General features: G+C 65.6%; 17 protein-coding genes and 1 tRNA gene. 10 read left to right on the top strand and 8 right to left on the bottom strand.

The window, feature by feature from the left end; translation table 11 throughout:
• Positions 1-7: 7 nt before the first annotated feature.
• Positions 8-81 (bottom strand) — tRNA-Gln (locus AC2TC0_RS03215).
• A 152-nt stretch (positions 82-233) separates the two neighbouring features.
• On the opposite strand from AC2TC0_RS03215, the gene AC2TC0_RS03210 reads away from it, so the two are divergent.
• Both AC2TC0_RS03210 and AC2TC0_RS03205 read left to right on the top strand, forming a co-directional pair.
• Entirely contained in the window at positions 234-1,526 is a 1,293-nt protein-coding gene (locus tag AC2TC0_RS03210) for an FAD-dependent oxidoreductase (protein ID WP_484716038.1), read from the top strand.
• Entirely contained in the window at positions 1,526-1,939 is a 414-nt protein-coding gene (locus AC2TC0_RS03205; protein ID WP_484716037.1) for a DoxX family protein, read from the top strand. Before AC2TC0_RS03210 ends, AC2TC0_RS03205 begins: the two co-directional genes overlap by 1 nt.
• Before the next feature lie 91 nt (positions 1,940-2,030).
• On the opposite strand, the gene AC2TC0_RS03200 is transcribed toward AC2TC0_RS03205, so the two are convergent.
• Positions 2,031-3,317, bottom strand: coding sequence for a dipeptidase (locus AC2TC0_RS03200; RefSeq protein ID WP_484716036.1), 1,287 nt, complete (start codon positions 3,315-3,317; stop codon positions 2,031-2,033).
• 60 nt (positions 3,318-3,377) lie between these two features.
• Between AC2TC0_RS03200 and AC2TC0_RS03195 the strand changes: the two genes are divergently transcribed.
• On the top strand, positions 3,378-4,553 hold the full coding sequence (locus AC2TC0_RS03195) for an acyl-CoA dehydrogenase family protein (protein WP_484716035.1): 1,176 nt from the start codon (positions 3,378-3,380) through the stop codon (positions 4,551-4,553).
• Here the strand turns inward: AC2TC0_RS03195 and AC2TC0_RS03190 are convergent.
• Positions 4,550-4,870: a metalloregulator ArsR/SmtB family transcription factor gene (locus AC2TC0_RS03190; RefSeq protein WP_484716034.1), complete on the bottom strand. Its 321-nt coding sequence runs from the start codon at positions 4,868-4,870 to the stop codon at positions 4,550-4,552. The two genes, AC2TC0_RS03195 and AC2TC0_RS03190, sit on opposite strands and share 4 nt — an antisense overlap.
• Positions 4,871-4,957: 87 nt before the next feature.
• On the opposite strand from AC2TC0_RS03190, the gene AC2TC0_RS03185 reads away from it, so the two are divergent.
• Positions 4,958-5,902, top strand: coding sequence for an acyl-CoA desaturase (locus tag AC2TC0_RS03185; RefSeq protein WP_484716033.1), 945 nt, complete (start codon positions 4,958-4,960; stop codon positions 5,900-5,902).
• Positions 5,899-7,101, top strand: coding sequence for a M20 metallopeptidase family protein (locus tag AC2TC0_RS03180; protein ID WP_484716032.1), 1,203 nt, complete (start codon positions 5,899-5,901; stop codon positions 7,099-7,101). The genes AC2TC0_RS03185 and AC2TC0_RS03180 overlap by 4 nt, the downstream gene beginning before the upstream one ends.
• A 251-nt stretch (positions 7,102-7,352) precedes the next feature.
• Here the strand turns inward: AC2TC0_RS03180 and dapB are convergent, their stop codons facing one another.
• The 5 genes from dapB to AC2TC0_RS03155 all read right to left on the bottom strand — a co-directional run bounded on the left by dapB (position 7,353) and on the right by AC2TC0_RS03155 (position 10,314).
• Positions 7,353-8,081, bottom strand: a complete 729-nt coding sequence (gene dapB / locus AC2TC0_RS03175; RefSeq protein WP_484716031.1) for a 4-hydroxy-tetrahydrodipicolinate reductase — start codon at positions 8,079-8,081, stop codon at positions 7,353-7,355.
• A 40-nt stretch (positions 8,082-8,121) separates the two neighbouring features.
• A complete protein-coding gene (locus tag AC2TC0_RS03170; RefSeq protein WP_484716030.1) occupies positions 8,122-8,580 on the bottom strand; it encodes a Dps family protein in 459 nt (152 codons plus the stop codon).
• 91 nt (positions 8,581-8,671) lie between these two features.
• Positions 8,672-9,235 carry a hypothetical protein gene (locus AC2TC0_RS03165; RefSeq protein ID WP_484716029.1) on the bottom strand — a complete coding sequence of 188 codons (564 nt, stop codon included), beginning with the start codon at positions 9,233-9,235 and terminating at the stop codon, positions 8,672-8,674.
• A gap of 6 nt (positions 9,236-9,241) precedes the next feature.
• Positions 9,242-9,574 carry a hypothetical protein gene (locus tag AC2TC0_RS03160; protein WP_484716028.1) on the bottom strand — a complete coding sequence of 111 codons (333 nt, stop codon included), beginning with the start codon at positions 9,572-9,574 and terminating at the stop codon, positions 9,242-9,244.
• Between the two features lie 77 nt (positions 9,575-9,651).
• Positions 9,652-10,314 carry a GGDEF domain-containing protein gene (locus AC2TC0_RS03155; protein ID WP_484716027.1) on the bottom strand — a complete coding sequence of 221 codons (663 nt, stop codon included), beginning with the start codon at positions 10,312-10,314 and terminating at the stop codon, positions 9,652-9,654.
• Between the two features lie 166 nt (positions 10,315-10,480).
• On the opposite strand from AC2TC0_RS03155, the gene purE reads away from it, so the two are divergent.
• Genes purE through AC2TC0_RS03130 form a run of 5 tightly spaced genes read left to right on the top strand, consistent with a single transcriptional unit; the run spans position 10,481 to position 14,742 of the window.
• Positions 10,481-10,990, top strand: coding sequence for a 5-(carboxyamino)imidazole ribonucleotide mutase (gene purE / locus AC2TC0_RS03150; RefSeq protein WP_484716026.1), 510 nt, complete (start codon positions 10,481-10,483; stop codon positions 10,988-10,990).
• Positions 10,987-12,066 carry a 5-(carboxyamino)imidazole ribonucleotide synthase gene (locus AC2TC0_RS03145; RefSeq protein WP_484716471.1) on the top strand — a complete coding sequence of 360 codons (1,080 nt, stop codon included), beginning with the start codon at positions 10,987-10,989 and terminating at the stop codon, positions 12,064-12,066. Before purE ends, AC2TC0_RS03145 begins: the two co-directional genes overlap by 4 nt.
• Positions 12,063-12,560, top strand: a complete 498-nt coding sequence (locus AC2TC0_RS03140) for a dihydrofolate reductase (protein WP_484716025.1) — start codon at positions 12,063-12,065, stop codon at positions 12,558-12,560. Before AC2TC0_RS03145 ends, AC2TC0_RS03140 begins: the two co-directional genes overlap by 4 nt.
• Positions 12,557-13,735 carry a dipeptidase gene (locus tag AC2TC0_RS03135; RefSeq protein ID WP_484716024.1) on the top strand — a complete coding sequence of 393 codons (1,179 nt, stop codon included), beginning with the start codon at positions 12,557-12,559 and terminating at the stop codon, positions 13,733-13,735. Before AC2TC0_RS03140 ends, AC2TC0_RS03135 begins: the two co-directional genes overlap by 4 nt.
• Complete coding sequence (locus AC2TC0_RS03130) at positions 13,732-14,742, top strand: bifunctional riboflavin kinase/FAD synthetase (RefSeq protein ID WP_484716023.1); 1,011 nt, start codon at positions 13,732-13,734, stop codon at positions 14,740-14,742. Before AC2TC0_RS03135 ends, AC2TC0_RS03130 begins: the two co-directional genes overlap by 4 nt.
• The last annotated feature ends 20 nt before the right edge of the window (positions 14,743-14,762 follow it).

Raw genomic sequence — 14,762 nt, 5'->3', positions numbered from 1 at the left:
AGAAGAATGGATGCCCCGTGAGGATTCGAACCTCAATAGACGGAATCAGAATCCGTAGTCTTACCATTAGACGACGGGGCAATCGGGGGGCGCAACTAGGGTTGGCGGTCCGCTGTGTCAACCCATGCACCGCATTGCGCACCGCGCAAGCCGCTTGCTCAGCCGCATTTCCGCGCTAGCATCAACCGCGTCAGGAGCGTGACAGTTCCGGATTGGCGGGGAGGCCAGTTTCGATGCGTCATATCGCCATCATTGGTTCGGGACCGGCGGGCTATTATACCGCCGAGGCACTGCAAAAGGCGGGCGACATCGCCATCGATGTTATCGACCGGTTGCCCGTGCCCTTTGGCCTGATCCGCACCGGGGTCGCGCCCGATCACCAGTCGATCAAGGCGGTCAGCAAACGCTACGAAAGCGTCGCGCTGACCGACAACGTCCGCTTCGTCGGCCATGTTGCGGTCGGGACCAACGTCAGCATCGACGAACTCGCGCAGCTCTATGACGCCGTTGTCCTCGCCACCGGCGCGCCCGACGACCGCCCGCTTGGCATTGCTGGCGCGGATCTGGCGGGCGTCATCGGCAGTGCGGCCTTTGTCGGCTGGTACAATGGTCACCCCGATTTTGCGGATCTTGATCCGCCGCTTGATGCGCGCGGTGTGGTGGTCGTTGGCAACGGCAATGTCGCGCTCGATGTTGCGCGCATCCTCGCCAAGACGCCCGCCGAATTGGTGGGCAGCGATATTGTCGCGCACGCGCGCACCGCGCTGGCCAGCAGCGCCGTGCAGCGCATCCATATCCTCGGGCGGCGCGGCCCGCACCAGATTGCGATGACGCCCAAGGAACTGGGTGAACTTGGCCATCTCGAGCGCGCAAGCCCTCGCGTCGACCCTGCCGATCTGCCCGATGTGGGTGACGATGCACTGCTCGAGCCCGGCATGCGCAAATCGGTGACGCATTTGCGCGCCTTTGCCGCCAATCCGGTCGCGCGGCCGGTGACGATCGAATTTGACTTCTTCGCCATGCCAGTCGCGATCGAGGGGGATGGGAGAGTCCAGCGGGTGATCGTTGAACGCACCATGCTCGACGCCGATTTGCGCTCGGTCCCCACCGGCGAGCGCTACGCCATCGATGCCGGGCTGGTGATCGCCTGTATCGGCTATCAGACCCCGCCGATCCCGGGCGTGCCATACGAGCATGGCCGCGGCCGTTTTGCGAATGACGAGGGACGCATTTTGCCGGGGCTTTACTGCGTCGGCTGGGCGCGGCGCGGGCCGAGCGGCACGATCGGCACCAACAAGCCCGACGGCGCGCGCATTGCCGAAATGGTGCTGGAAGACGTGGGGCACGGCACGGGCAAGGCCGGGCGGCCCGGGTTGGACGCGCTGCTCGCCGCGCGCGGCGTCACCCCCGTCACCTTCCGCGACTGGCGCAAGATTGACGCGGCCGAGATTGCGGGCGCGCTCGACGGCAACCCGCGTGAAAAATTCGTGTCGGTCGAGGCGATGCTGGCGGCGGCGCGCGGGTGATGCGCGCGCGGGTCCGCACGGTCCTGCGCTGGCTGCTTGCACTTTTCTATGCCGTCGCGGGATGGGCGCATTTGGACCGTCCCGAAGGCTTTCTGGCGATCACTCCCGCCTGGGTGCCGCAGCCCGAACTGGTGGTTGCACTCACCGGCGTTGCCGAAATCGCCGGTGCGGTCGGCTTGCTGTGGAAACCCGTCCGCCGCTGGGCCGGCATCGGCCTCGCGCTCTATGCGCTGTGCGTCTGGCCCGCCAATTTCAACCACGCCTTCAACGACATCGCTATCAGCGGTACCGATCTCGACTGGTCCTACCACGGCCCGCGCCTGATCGCGCAGCCGCTGATCATCTGGCTCGCGCTGTGGGTGGGCGAGGTGACCGAATGGCCGTTCGGTTCAACCAAACCCCGCTTGCCCTGAGCTTGTCGAAGGGCTGCCCTTTTCTTTAGCTAAGAAAGCAAGGACGGTCCTTCGACAAGCTCAGGACGACGGGGTTGTGGGATAGGGCGGCTTACTTCACCGCCGCTTCAACCGGCGGCTGGCCCTTTTGGCTCGCCGCATAAGCCTCCACCGCCCTCAGCACGCGCAGCATATTGCCGCTGGCGATCTTCTCCAGCTCGGCTTGGCTATAGCCACGCCGCGCCAGTTCGGCGAACAGCACGGGATAACCCGCGACATCGTCCATCCCCAGCGGCGCCGAATCCATCCCGTCATAATCGCCGCCCAGGCCGATATGGTCGATGCCGATCTGGCGCTTCAAATGGTCAATATGGTCGGCCACCTTGCCCACCAGCGCGCGCGGCGGCGGGTTGGCCTGATCCCACGCCACCAGCCCCGCCGCTGCCGCCTTGGGATCGCCCGAATATTGCGCTTTCAAACGCGCATCCTCGGCGGTGCGTTTCAGCCCATGCTCGCGCACCGTGGGGTCAAGGAAAGCGGGCAGGAATACCACCATCACAATGCCGCCATTGGCTTTCACCGCAGGCAGCACGCTGTCGGGCACATTGCGCGGATGGTCGTTGACCGCGCGCACCCCCGAATGGCTGAACATCACCGGGGCCTTGCTCGCCGCCAGCGCGTCGAACATTGTCTCCTCGCTGACGTGGCTCAAGTCCACGATCATGCCGATGCGGTTCATCTCGGCGACCACCTGCCGCCCGAAATCGGTGAGCCCGCCATACTGCGGCGCGTCGGTCGCCGAATCGGCCCAGGGCACATTCTTGCTGTGCGTCAGCGTCATATAGCGCACACCCATGCCGTGCATTTCGCGCAGCACCGCGAGCGACGAGCCGATGCTCTGTCCGCCCTCGATGCCCAGCATGCCCGCAACCTTGCCCGCCTTCATCTGCGCGGCAAGCTCGCTGCTGTTTTCGGCGAAACCCAGATCGGCGGGATAGCGCGCAATCAGCCGCTTCATCACGTCGATCTGCTCGATCGTCTGCTGCACCGCAATTTGCTCATTGGCGTTCGACGGCACATAAACCGACCAGAATTGCGCGCCGACGCGGCCGCGCCGCAATCGCTGCAAATCGGTATGCATCGCAATGCGCGGCGGGGTGCGGCTGGCATCGGCAGTGTCGGTGGTGTCGACAAAATCAAAGTCGTTGATGACATTGCCGACCCGCTGGCGCAGCGCCCAGGGGACATCATTATGCCCATCGAACACCGGCGCGGCCTTGAGCGCCGCCTCGGCGACGGCTTCGGGCGTTTTCGGTGCCGACTTGCTGCCTTGCGCACAGGCGGGGGTGGACATCAGGGCGAGCGCGGCGAGGCCGCTGAGCAGGGCGTATTTGGTCATGCCGCTGTCATAGCTGGCAGTGGCTTGACGGCAAGCCCCATCCCGCCCAGCCTTTGCACCATGACCCATTTCGACGACTGGCGCGCGCGCTCACCCTATTATGATGAAACGCATGAGGCTTTGGCGCAGTCGGTGCGCCGCTTCGTCGCGCAGGAAATCGCCCCGCATATCGATCGCTGGGAGGCAGAGGGCGAACTACCGCGCGAGCTTCACAAAAAAGCTGCCGCTGCCGGTATTCTCGGCCTGCGCTACCCCGAGCAATATGGCGGGCACAGCGAGGGTTTTGACGCCTTCCACGGGCTGGTGGTGACCGAAGAACTCGCCGCCGTCGGTGCAGGCGGCCTTTCCGCCAGCCTGATGACGCACGGTATTGGCCTGCCCCCCATCCTTGCGCTCGGCTCGGATGAGTTGAAGCAGCGCGTCGCCCCGCCGGTACTGAGCGGTGACAAGATCATCGCGCTCGGCATTACCGAGGCGGGCGGCGGAAGCGATGTCGCCAACCTCAAAACCACCGCCGCAAAGGATGGCGCGGATTATGTCGTCAACGGCGGCAAGATGTTCATCACGTCAGGCATGCGCGCCGACTGGCTGACCACCGCCGTACGCACCGGCGGTCCGGGCGCGGGCGGCATTTCGCTGCTGCTGATCGACATGACCGCACCTGGCGTCGAACGCACCCGGCTCGACAAAATGGGCTGGCGCTGCAGCGACACCGCGGCGATCCATTTCAGCGACGTCCGCGTCCCCGCCACCAATCTGATCGGACCCGAAAATGGCGGCTTCATTGGCATCATGCGCAATTTCAATGGCGAGCGGCTGGGCATGGCAATGGGCTGCTGCGCCTATGCCCGCGTCGCATTCGCCGAAGCCGCCGAATGGGCGCAGAACCGCGTCACCTTCGGCAAGCCGCTGGTCGGCCACCAGTCGATCCGGATCAAACTCGCTGACATGGCGCGCCAGATCGACGCGACGCAGGCCTGGGTCGATCTGTGCGCCTGGCAAGTCAAGGAAGGCAAAGACCGCCCCGCCGACTTCGCCATGCTCAAGGTGCAAGCGACTCGCATGCTCGAAGCCGTCGCGCGCGAAGCCGCGCAAATCTTGGGCGGCGCGAGCTACATCACCGGCAGCAAAGTCGAACGCATCTACCGCGAAGTCCGCGTGAACGCGATTGGAGGAGGCAGCGAAGAGATCATGCTCGATCTGGCCGGGCGGCAGTTGTTCGGGGGCGGGCGTTAGTCCGCTGCGCTGTCAGACAGCTTCGCAATCGCGCGTGATTCGCGCTTCAGTGGCCGCGATACCGGGCACACCTGTTGCACATAGCCGTTGAGCACATTGGTCAGCGCTTCGGGCACCAGCCGGTAAAAGACGAACTGCCCACGCTTCTCGCTCACCACCAGCCCTGCATTTTCCAGCACCGACAAATGCTGCGAAACCGCCGGTTTGCTCATCTCGAAACGCGCTGCAATGTCGCCCGCGCTCAGCTCCGCATGCGCCAGATACGCCAATATCTTGCGCCGCGGCGTCGATGCCAGTGCCTGAAAAACCCGCTCCATAACCGCACAAATGGCGCTTCAAGCGCGACTTGACAAGAACATAGAAATTTAAGTAATTACTTATTTATAGAAATAAGGGGGATGGACATGCGCAATCCGGCTGACCCGCACGCGGTGAATTTCATAATCGACGATGGCAGCGGCAACCCGCGCGAGGGCATTGTCCGCATCGATCCTGCCAATCTAATCTGGAATGGCGGGATGGCGGCGATCGCGCTGGTCATCGGCCCGATGGTCGCAACGCCTTCTGCATTGGCTCTGTTTTTCATCACGACGGGACTGGTGCTGCTGCTTGGCCACAGCATCGGTTATCACCGTCTGCTGATCCATGGCAGTTTTCAAACCAGCCGTGGCCTGCGCCGAACGCTTGTCTGGTGCGGCGCGCTGGTGGGTATGTCGGGACCATATGGCATTGTCCGCGCGCACGACACGCGCGATTGGGCGCAGCGCGAGGCCGATTGCCATCCCTTTCTGGCGCACCAGACCAATCCACTGTGCGATGCCTGGTGGCAAGTCTATTGCCGCCTCGATCTAGCGCGGCCGCCCCGTTTCGACTTTGCCGAACTCGACGCCGATCCCTTTTACAGCTGGTTGGAGCGAACATGGCGCTGGCAACAGCTCCCGATCGCGTTGCTCTTCTATGCCCTTGGTGGCTGGGCATGCGTGGTGTGGGGCGTGGCAGCGCGCGTTGCGATCGCGAACCACGGCCACTGGCTGGTCGGCCACCTCGCCCACAATCGTGGGCCGCAGCGCTGGATTGTCGAGGCCAGCGGTATTCAAGCCTATGATGTCCCTTGGGCCGCGATCCCGACCATGGGTGAGGCGTGGCACAATAATCATCACGCCTATCCCGGTTCGGCGCGGATCGGGCTTTATCCCGGTCAGAGCGACTGGGGGTATCGCGTCATCCGCCTACTTGAGCGGGCCGGACTGGTCTGGGACGTGCAAACGCCGGAAACTCTTGGCGAGCGTGCCGGGCTCTCCCTGGCAGGCTTGCCCGAACAGCGAGTGTCTGCTTTGCTGGCGCAATGAACGCACACACCCCCTTCCCCGCCGCCGCCGAGGCGATCCTCCCCGATCTCGTCTCGCTCCGCCGCGCGATCCACCGCGAGCCGGAGATGGGGCTGCACAATCCGCTGACCCGCGACAAGATCCTCGCCGCGCTGGACGGGTTGCCCATTGAATGGCGGCAAGGGCCTTCGACCACGGGCCTGATCGGCATCCTGAAAGGTCCAGCGAACGGCCGCACCGTCCTCCTTCGCGGCGACATGGATGCCCTGCCGCTGACCGAGGACACCAATCTCGACTACGCCAGCACCACCCCCGGCGTCATGCACGCGTGCGGGCACGACAGCCATGTCGCGATGCTGGTCGGTGCGGCGAAATTGCTGTGCGATGCGCGCGACCGGTTGGCGGGAACGGTCATGTTCATGTTCCAGCCGGGCGAGGAGGGGCATCACGGCGCGCGCTTCATGCTGGATGACGGCCTGATCGACCCGCTGCCCGATGCGGCCTTTGCGCTGCACATCATGCCCAACGCGCCGCACGGGGTGTTTTCGACCAAGCCCGGGCCGCTGCTCGCCTCGTCCGATGTGCTGACCATCACGGTCAAGGGCGCGGGCGGGCACGCCTCGATGCCGCACGATGCGGTCGATCCCATTCCGGTCGCCTGCGCCATTGTGCAGGGCATCCAGACGATGGTCACGCGCCGCATCAACGTGTTCGACCCCGCCGTCGTCACCATCGCGCGCATCCAGGCGGGGACAACCAACAATATCATCCCCGAAAGCGCCGAGCTGCACGGCACCATCCGCACCTTGAGCCCCAAGCGCCGCGCCATGGTGGCGGACGAGCTCAACACGCTCGCCCCCGCCATCGCCGCCGCGCATGGCTGCACCGCCGAGGTCGAGATTGTCGAGGGCTTCCCTGTTACCATCAACGACGCACGCGCCGCCGCCTTTGCCGAGAATGTGGTGATCGACCAGTTTGGCGAGGCGGGGTGGCGCGCGATGGAGCATCCGGTGATGGGCGCCGAAGATTTCGCCTATGTGCTCGAAAAAGTGCCCGGCGCGATGCTGTGGCTGGGTGCGAGCCATCAAGGCAGCGACTGGCGGGCGTGCTGCGGGCTGCATTCGAACCATATGGTGATGGATGACAGCGTGATGGCGCGCGGCGCGGCCTTGCACGCGGCGCTGGCGGAAAGGTTTTTGAACGAAGGGTTTGGCAGTTGAAGAATCCGGTATTGTGGTAGGCAGCGGGCTGGGACGGGGTTCACGCAGAGGACGCAGAGTTTCGCAGAGGGCGCGGAGAAGTTGTTTATGCCGCCAAGCGGCTTTCTATCCAAAACACGTGCCTCACGCAGCCTTGAAAGCGAAAGCGGCCTGACGGCCACACCCATAATCTCTGCGGCCTCTGCGAAACTCTGCGCCCTCTGCGTGAAACAAATTGCGGACGGCGACGTCTCGGTATCACGCTGCCGCACTCAAACCCCCAGCACATCGCCCATATTGTACCGTCCCGGCGGCTGATCCAGCAGCCACGCCGCCGCGCGCACCGCGCCGCGCGCGAAAATGCTGCGATTCTCGGCGCGGTGCGCCAGCGTGATGACCTCGTCGGTGCCTGCAAAAATCACGCTGTGATCGCCCGCCACCGTGCCGCCGCGCAAGCTGGCAAAGCCGATCGCCCCCTCGGCCCGCGCGCCCGTTACCCCATCGCGCCCACGCTCGCTGGTCGCCGCCAGATCAATCCCGCGCGCGTCCGCCGCCGCCTGCCCCAGCAGCAGCGCAGTGCCGCTTGGCGCATCGACCTTCATCCGATGGTGCATTTCGGCAATCTCGATGTCCCAGTCGGGCCCCAGCCGCGCCGCCGCCTCGCGCACCAGATGCGCCAGCAAAGTCACCCCCAGCGAGGTGTTGCCCGTCTGCAGCACGGCAATATCGCGCGCGGCATCGTCAATCAGATAATGGTGGCGCTCTTCAAGGCCTGTCGTGCCGATCAGAATCGGCACCCCCGCGCCGAGCGCAGCATCCAGATTGGCCTCGAGTGCTTGCGGCGCCGAAAAATCAACCAGCACATCGCTCGCCGCCGCCAGCGCCGCGATGTCGTCATCGCGGTCGACGCCGCCCGCAAGGCTATGCCCGGCTTCGGCAATCGCCGCGCCCAGCGCCGCGCCCATGCGTCCCTTGCTGCCAATGATTCCAATCGCTGCCATGGCCGCAGCCATAACGCGCGAGGGACCAAAGTCGAGTGCGCTATTCCGCCGTCGCTTTCAGGAACCAGATCCGCTGCTCGGCTTCATCGACCCAGCCGTCGACCAGCGCGCTGGTGGCAACATCGCTCGCCGCATCAGCGGCCTCCTTCAACGCTTTCAGCTGCTCGACCAATCGCCCGTTGTCGGCGGCCAGTTCCTTCACCATCGCCTGCGGGGCGAGGCCCGCATCATCCTGATCGGTGATGGTCTGGCGCGCCGCAATCGCGCCGATCGAGGTCAGCGCAGGCGACCCCAGCTTGCGCGCGCGCTCGGCGACCAAATCGGTGATGGCGAAAATCTGTGTCGCCTGTTCGTCGAACAACAAATGCAGGTCGCGGAACTGCGGCCCCGTGACGTGCCAGTGGAAATTCTTGGTTTTGAGGTAAAGCGCAAAGGCGTTGGCCAGCAGGCCGTTGAGCAGATCAGCGACTGCGGCGCGGCTGTTGTCGGTGGGGCTCATCACGATTCTCCTCGATGCTCTGCCCGCTTGTAACACATCTGAGCGTCCAAAGGGCCAGCATCGCTATTGTCAGCCTGATCGGACGGGACGATTACACCCCGAAAGCGCGGCGCAGCAGCGTCGCTGCCCATAGCAGCAGCACGGCCGCCGCCCCCCAGCGCACCCATTTTGCGCCCCGGCGTTCCAGCAGCGCCGGCCCCAGCGCCAGCACCGGCAGCATCGCCAGCAACAGGCCGATCAGTCCGCCCGCCATGGCCCACGGCACGGCCCCCGACAGCGGACCCAGCGCAAATATCAGAAACTGGTTGCGATCGCCCAGCTGAATCAGGCCCAGGCGAAGGGCAAGCCCCAAGGACGAAGCGTCGGCAAGCGCCGTTGCATCATGGGGCGGCCGCCCGGTCCACAGCAGCGCTCCCGCCGCCGAGCCCAGCGCCATTGCCGCGAACAGATTGAGGACGCCAAGCCCGAGGGTGTAGGCGGCAATCAGCGCACCACCAACCGAAACGACGGCGAGCAAGACAAAGCAGGCGAAAAAAATGGCAACCACGCGCCGCTGATCCGGTCGCCCCGCAATCAATGTTTGCAACAGCTGCGCGCTACGCCCATCGGCGTTGGCCAGCAGCACCGCCGCCAGCACCGTCATGATCGCGTCCATTGACGTTTAGTTGGTAAAGCGCACGGCGACCAGCGCCGCCCAGGCCTCATCCGCCGCCGCAGCGTCGATGTCGCCCGGCTGCGCTAGAGCTGCCGCCATGGCGTCAAGATAGGTCAGGATCACCGCGCTGCGCCCGCGCGCCGCAATCGCCGATTCCAGCTGCCCAGCCAGCATCGCCACCTGCGCCAGCCCTTCGCGCCGCGCCTCGGCGCGGATCGCGTCGACCGTGCGCACCAGCTGGCCCAGCGGGCAATGCTGCGCTGCCCCGGCAAGCACGGCGATGGCCTCGCCCAATTGGCGCTGTGCGGCGCTGGGAAAGTCGTGCACGGCTTGGTTCATCGCGCCAGCATGCGCGCATATGGTTAAGCCCGGGTTATCGGGCGAATGCTGCATGTTCCCCGGCGTAAGCGAGCACGTCACGCCGCGCGGCGCTCGGCGGCTTTCGCCCGGTACATATCGCGGTCGGCGGCGGCGAGCACGTCGGTCTCGTTCATATCGCCTTCGAGTGTGGCAATGCCGAAACAGGCGGACAGCGGAATGGTGCGCCCCTCAAACTCGGTCGGCACGTCGCTGAGCAGATGGGCGAAGCGTGCTATCTGTGCCTTGGCGTCGTCGGCGGTCATATGGTCGAGCAGCAGCCCGAATTCATCGCCGCCAATCCGCGCAGCGATGTCGCTACCACGGATCGCGCCCGCCAGCCGGCTGGCAATCTCGATCAGTGCAAAATCCCCGGCCGCATGGCCATATTCGTCGTTGATCGCTTTCAATTGATTGACGTCGACATAGACGAGCGTCGCACAGATATTATCGCGCGCCACCCGCGCAATACGCTGGTGCAAGGCCGTGATGAAATAACGTCGGTTATAGAGCGGCGTCAGCGTATCGCGTTCAGACACCCGCTCCAGCTCGGCGACCGAAATTTTCAATATGCGGTTTTCACGGCGCAGCGCGTCAAGCTCGCGGCGCAGTTCGCGGATGCGTTCGTCGCGCGGGTCGGAGGCAATTTCGCCCAGCATCGCTGTGTCGACCGCCCTTGCTGCAATGCCATCCATGCGCCGTTCCATCCGCTCGCCCGTCATCTCCGGGCATTTTCCGTAGCCGCGCTTCTGGTCCGCAACCCCGGTTTGTCCAACTTGTTCCCTAGCGCCAAAGCGATACCAAGCCGTAAACGCCCGATTTGCTGTTTCCCCTGCGCGGCGGACGGGTTAGAGGCGACACGGAGCAGCAACAGGGGCGCGACGAGAGATGGCAACAGCTTCGCCGCAAGTGGGCATCATCATGGGCAGCCAGTCCGACTGGGCGACCATGGCGCACGCCGCCGAAATACTCGTCGAATTCGGGATTGCGCACGCGGTGCAAATCGTGTCGGCGCACCGCACCCCCGACCGAATGGCGGATTATGCCAAGGGCGCAGCGGCGCGCGGCCTGAAGGCGATCATCGCCGGCGCGGGCGGCGCGGCGCATCTGCCCGGCATGGTGGCGGCGATGACGCGCGTGCCGGTGCTGGGCGTGCCGGTGCAGTCGGCGGCCCTGAGCGGCATGGACAGCCTGCTCAGCATCGTCCAGATGCCCGGCGGCGTGCCGGTGGCGACCTTTGCGATTGGCAAAGCGGGCGCGATCAATGCAGCGCTCTTCGCCGCCGCGATGCTCGCCAATGAAGATGCGGCGCTTGCCCAAAAGCTTGACGCATGGCGCGCGCGTCAGTCCGCTGGCGTCGCCGCCACCCCCGCCGATGATACCGGAGGGCACGCCTGACCGTGCTGGCCCCGGGTGCGACGATTGGCATATTGGGCGGCGGCCAGCTCGGCCGCATGCTGGCGCTCGCCGCAGCGCAGCTCGGTTATCGCACCCACATCTATGCCCCTGACGCGCACAGCGTCGCCGCCGATGTGGCCGCGCGCCACACGCATGCGGCGTGGGACGATGAACCGCGGCTTGCCGCCTTTGCCGCCGACTGCGACGCCGTTACCTATGAATTTGAAAATGTGCCGGTCGATACGGTGCATTTTTTGTCGGGCCATGTCGCCGTGCGCCCCGGCGCCAACGCGCTGGAAGTCGCGCAGGACCGGCTGGCCGAAAAACGCTTCGTTGCCGGTCTGGGCGGGCATCCCGCGCGCTTCGCCGCCGTGCCCGATCGCGCCGCGCTCGACGGTGCGCTCGCCGACCTTGGCACCCCCGCCATCCTCAAAACGGTGCGCATGGGCTATGATGGCAAGGGGCAGGCGCGGATCATGGCCCCCGCCGACGCCGACGCGGCGTGGGCGAGCATCGGCAAACACCCCGCCGTGCTCGAGGCGTTTGTCGCCTTTGAATGCGAATTTTCCGTTATCCTCGTGCGCGGGATCGACGGCGAGGTGCGCTGTTGGGACAGTCCGCACAACGTCCATGCCGATGGCATTCTCGCCAGCGCGGCGCTTCCGCCGCCCGCCATCGTGCTGGAACAACAGCAACCGGCGCGCGCCATCGCCGCCGGCATCGCCGCCGCGCTCGACTATGTCGGGGTGCTGACCTGCGAATTTTTTGCCAGCGCTGAAGGGCCGGTCTTCAACGAAATGGCCCCGCGCGTGCACAACAGCGGGCATTGGACCATCGAGGGCGCGGTGACATCGCAGTTTGAAAACCATATCCGCGCCGTCGCGGGACTGCCGCTGGGCGACACCGCGACGCGCGCCTTGCCGGTGACGATGCACAACCTGATTGGCGCCGACATCAACCGCGTCGGCGACCTGCTCGCCGACCCCCACGCCCATGTCCACCATTATGGCAAGGCCGAGGTGCGCGAAGGCCGCAAGCTGGGGCATGTCAGCTGGGTGGGGTGCAACCCGCAATGAACCACCCCGAAGTCACTCTGGTGCTCGCCCGCGCGGCCAATGGCGTCATCGGCGCCGATGGCAAAATGCCGTGGCACATCCCGGCCGACCTGCGCCGTTTCAAGCAACTGACCACCGATCGCCCGATGATCATGGGGCGCAAGACCTTTGACAGCCTGCCCGCGCTCCTCGAAGGGCGGCGGCACATCGTGCTGACCCGCGACGAAAATTGGGCCGACGACGGGGCCGAGGTCGCGCACAGCGTCGCCGACGCGCTGCGCCTGGCCAATGCGCCGCATGTGATGGTGATCGGCGGGGCCGAAATTTACCGGCTGTTTCTTGCCATAGCCGACCGCATCGAGCTGACCGAGATCGCGCTGGAACCGGATGGCGACACGCGCATCGACGCGCCCGACCCTGCCGATTGGGAAGAGGCGGCGCGCGAGGAACATGACGCCGATGACAAGGGCCGCCCGGCCTTTGCCTTCGTCACCTATTTGCGGAGAGCCCAATGAAAAAGCGCGTGTGGATCCCGCTTGCCGTCGTCGCGCTCGCCGCCGCCGGCTTCTTCGGCTTTGCCCCCGGCTATGTCGAAGGCCAAATGAACCGCATCGACGGTAAGCCGCTGCCTGCGATCCGGCCCGAGGTGGCGAAGCTCCATGCCAGCCTGACGATCGTCGATCTGCACAGCGACACGTTGATGTGGCAGCGCGACCTGCTCGACCCCGCGCAGCGCGGGCATATGGACCTGCCGCGCCTGCAAAACGGCAATGTTGCGCTGCAAATCTTCTCCAGCGTCACCAAGACACCGACGAACCAGAATTACGACGCCAACAGCGCCGACGGCGACAATATCACCCCGCTGGTGATCGCCCAGCTGCAACCGGTGCGCACCTGGGGCAGCCTGCTCGAACGCTCGCTGTGGCATGCGGCGAAGCGCGACCGCGCCGTCGCGGCGTCGGGCGGCGCGCTGCTGGCCGTCGACACGCCTGCGCAGATCGCCGCACTGCCGACCGCCCGGCGCGGCGCCAATCCGCCCATCGGCGCGATGCTCAGCATCGAAGGCCTCCACAATCTCGAAGGCAGCCTCGCCAATCTCGACAAGCTCCACGCCGCCGGTTTCCGCATGGCGGGGCTCACCCATTTCTTCGACAATGAACTCGGCGGGTCGATGCATGGCGAGGTCAAGGGCGGGCTCACCCCCTTCGGGCGGCAGGTCGTGCGCCGCATGGAAGAATTGGGCATGATCGTCGACATCGCCCACCTGTCGCCGCAGGGGGTCAGCGACGTGCTCGCCATGGCGCGCCGCCCGGTCGTCTCGAGCCACGGCGGCGTGCAGGCGACGTGCAAGGTCAACCGCAACCTCAATGACGGTCAGATCCGCCGCGTCGCCGCCAACGGGGGCCTCATCGCCATCGGCTATTGGGACGGCGCGGTGTGCGACACGTCGCCCGCCAGCATCGCGCGCGCGATGAAGCATGTCCGCGACCTCGTCGGCATCCAGCACCTCGCGCTCGGCAGCGATTATGACGGCGCGACCACCGTGCGCTTCGGTACCGACGGCCTCGTGCAGGTCACCCAGGCGCTGGTCGATGCGGGCTTCACCGAAGCCGAAATCCGCAGCGTAATGGGTGAAAATGCGCTGCGGTTGATTGGCGCGGGGATCGTGCCGATGGCCATGGCCCCGTGACACGCCTCGACGGCCACCATGCCATCCCCGATCGCTTGCGCGGCGGGGTCATTGCGCTCGGCAATTTCGATGGTTTTCATAAAGGGCATCAGGCTGTCGTTGGCCGCGCCGTGCGCCACGCGCAGGACGAAGGCCGCCCCGCGATTGTCGCCACCTTTGACCCGCACCCGGTGCGCCATTTCAGGCCCGACACCCCGCCCTTTCGCCTGACCACGCTCGACCAGCGGCAGGAGCTGTTCGCCGCCGCCGGGGCCGATGCGATGCTCGTGCTGCCGTTCGACGCCACCCTCGCCGCGACCAGCGCAGAGGATTTCATCACCGAGCTGCTGCTCGCGCGCTATGGTGCGGCGGGCGTCGTCACCGGCGCGGATTTCGTGTTCGGCAAGGGACGCGGCGGCAATGTCGTCACGCTTGCCGACCACGCCCGCCGCCTCGGCTTTTTCACCGAAATGGTCGCACCCGTCGATGACGATGACGAAGTGGTGTCATCCAGCCGCATCCGCGCCGCATTGGCCGAGGGCGACTGCGCCACCGCGACGCGCCTGCTGACCCGCCCCTTCACCGTGCGCGGGACCGTCCAGCACGGCGACAAGAACGGCCGCAAGCTGGGCTTTCCCACCGCCAACATCGACATGGGCAGCTATCTGCGCCCGCGCTACGGCATTTACGCCGTCACTGGGCATCTACCCGACGGCCGCGTGCTGAACGGCGCCGCCAACCTTGGCATCCGCCCCAGCTTCACGCCCCCCAAGGAGCTGCTCGAGCCGCATTTCTTCGATTTCGCCGAAGACCTCTATGGCCAAGAAATCGACGTCGCCTTCCACGCCTTCATCCGCCCCGAGGCGAAGTTCGCCGATCTGGACGCGCTCATCGCGCAAATGGCGAGTGACTGTGATGTGGCGCGGGCGGTGCTTGGTGCAATGGACCCCGGCTTTCGCCGGGGAACAATTTTGTCGGCTGGCGTTCCCCGGCGAAAGCCGGGGTCCAGCGGCAAAGGTGCGTCATGAAACAAGGCTTTATCTACATC

This window comes from Sphingopyxis sp. sgz302558 (genome assembly GCF_057220455.1).
The sequence above is the reverse complement of the archived record's forward strand: the minus strand, read 5'-3'. Positions and strand labels throughout refer to the sequence as shown.

Bases quoted from the DNA above. Each gene is read 5' to 3' on its own strand.
- AC2TC0_RS03210 (WP_484716038.1), top strand. From the start codon at position 234: ATGCGTCATATCGCCATCATTGGTTCGGGACCGGCGGGCTATTATACC.
- AC2TC0_RS03205 (WP_484716037.1), top strand. From the start codon at position 1,526: ATGCGCGCGCGGGTCCGCACGGTCCTGCGCTGGCTGCTTGCACTTTTC.
- AC2TC0_RS03200 (WP_484716036.1), bottom strand. From the start codon at position 3,317: ATGACCAAATACGCCCTGCTCAGCGGCCTCGCCGCGCTCGCCCTGATG.
- AC2TC0_RS03195 (WP_484716035.1), top strand. From the start codon at position 3,378: ATGACCCATTTCGACGACTGGCGCGCGCGCTCACCCTATTATGATGAA.
- AC2TC0_RS03190 (WP_484716034.1), bottom strand. From the start codon at position 4,870: ATGGAGCGGGTTTTTCAGGCACTGGCATCGACGCCGCGGCGCAAGATA.
- AC2TC0_RS03185 (WP_484716033.1), top strand. From the start codon at position 4,958: ATGCGCAATCCGGCTGACCCGCACGCGGTGAATTTCATAATCGACGAT.
- AC2TC0_RS03180 (WP_484716032.1), top strand. From the start codon at position 5,899: ATGAACGCACACACCCCCTTCCCCGCCGCCGCCGAGGCGATCCTCCCC.
- dapB (WP_484716031.1), bottom strand. From the start codon at position 8,081: ATGGCAGCGATTGGAATCATTGGCAGCAAGGGACGCATGGGCGCGGCG.
- AC2TC0_RS03170 (WP_484716030.1), bottom strand. From the start codon at position 8,580: ATGAGCCCCACCGACAACAGCCGCGCCGCAGTCGCTGATCTGCTCAAC.
- AC2TC0_RS03165 (WP_484716029.1), bottom strand. From the start codon at position 9,235: ATGGACGCGATCATGACGGTGCTGGCGGCGGTGCTGCTGGCCAACGCC.
- AC2TC0_RS03160 (WP_484716028.1), bottom strand. From the start codon at position 9,574: ATGAACCAAGCCGTGCACGACTTTCCCAGCGCCGCACAGCGCCAATTG.
- AC2TC0_RS03155 (WP_484716027.1), bottom strand. From the start codon at position 10,314: ATGACGGGCGAGCGGATGGAACGGCGCATGGATGGCATTGCAGCAAGG.
- purE (WP_484716026.1), top strand. From the start codon at position 10,481: ATGGCAACAGCTTCGCCGCAAGTGGGCATCATCATGGGCAGCCAGTCC.
- AC2TC0_RS03140 (WP_484716025.1), top strand. From the start codon at position 12,063: ATGAACCACCCCGAAGTCACTCTGGTGCTCGCCCGCGCGGCCAATGGC.
- AC2TC0_RS03135 (WP_484716024.1), top strand. From the start codon at position 12,557: ATGAAAAAGCGCGTGTGGATCCCGCTTGCCGTCGTCGCGCTCGCCGCC.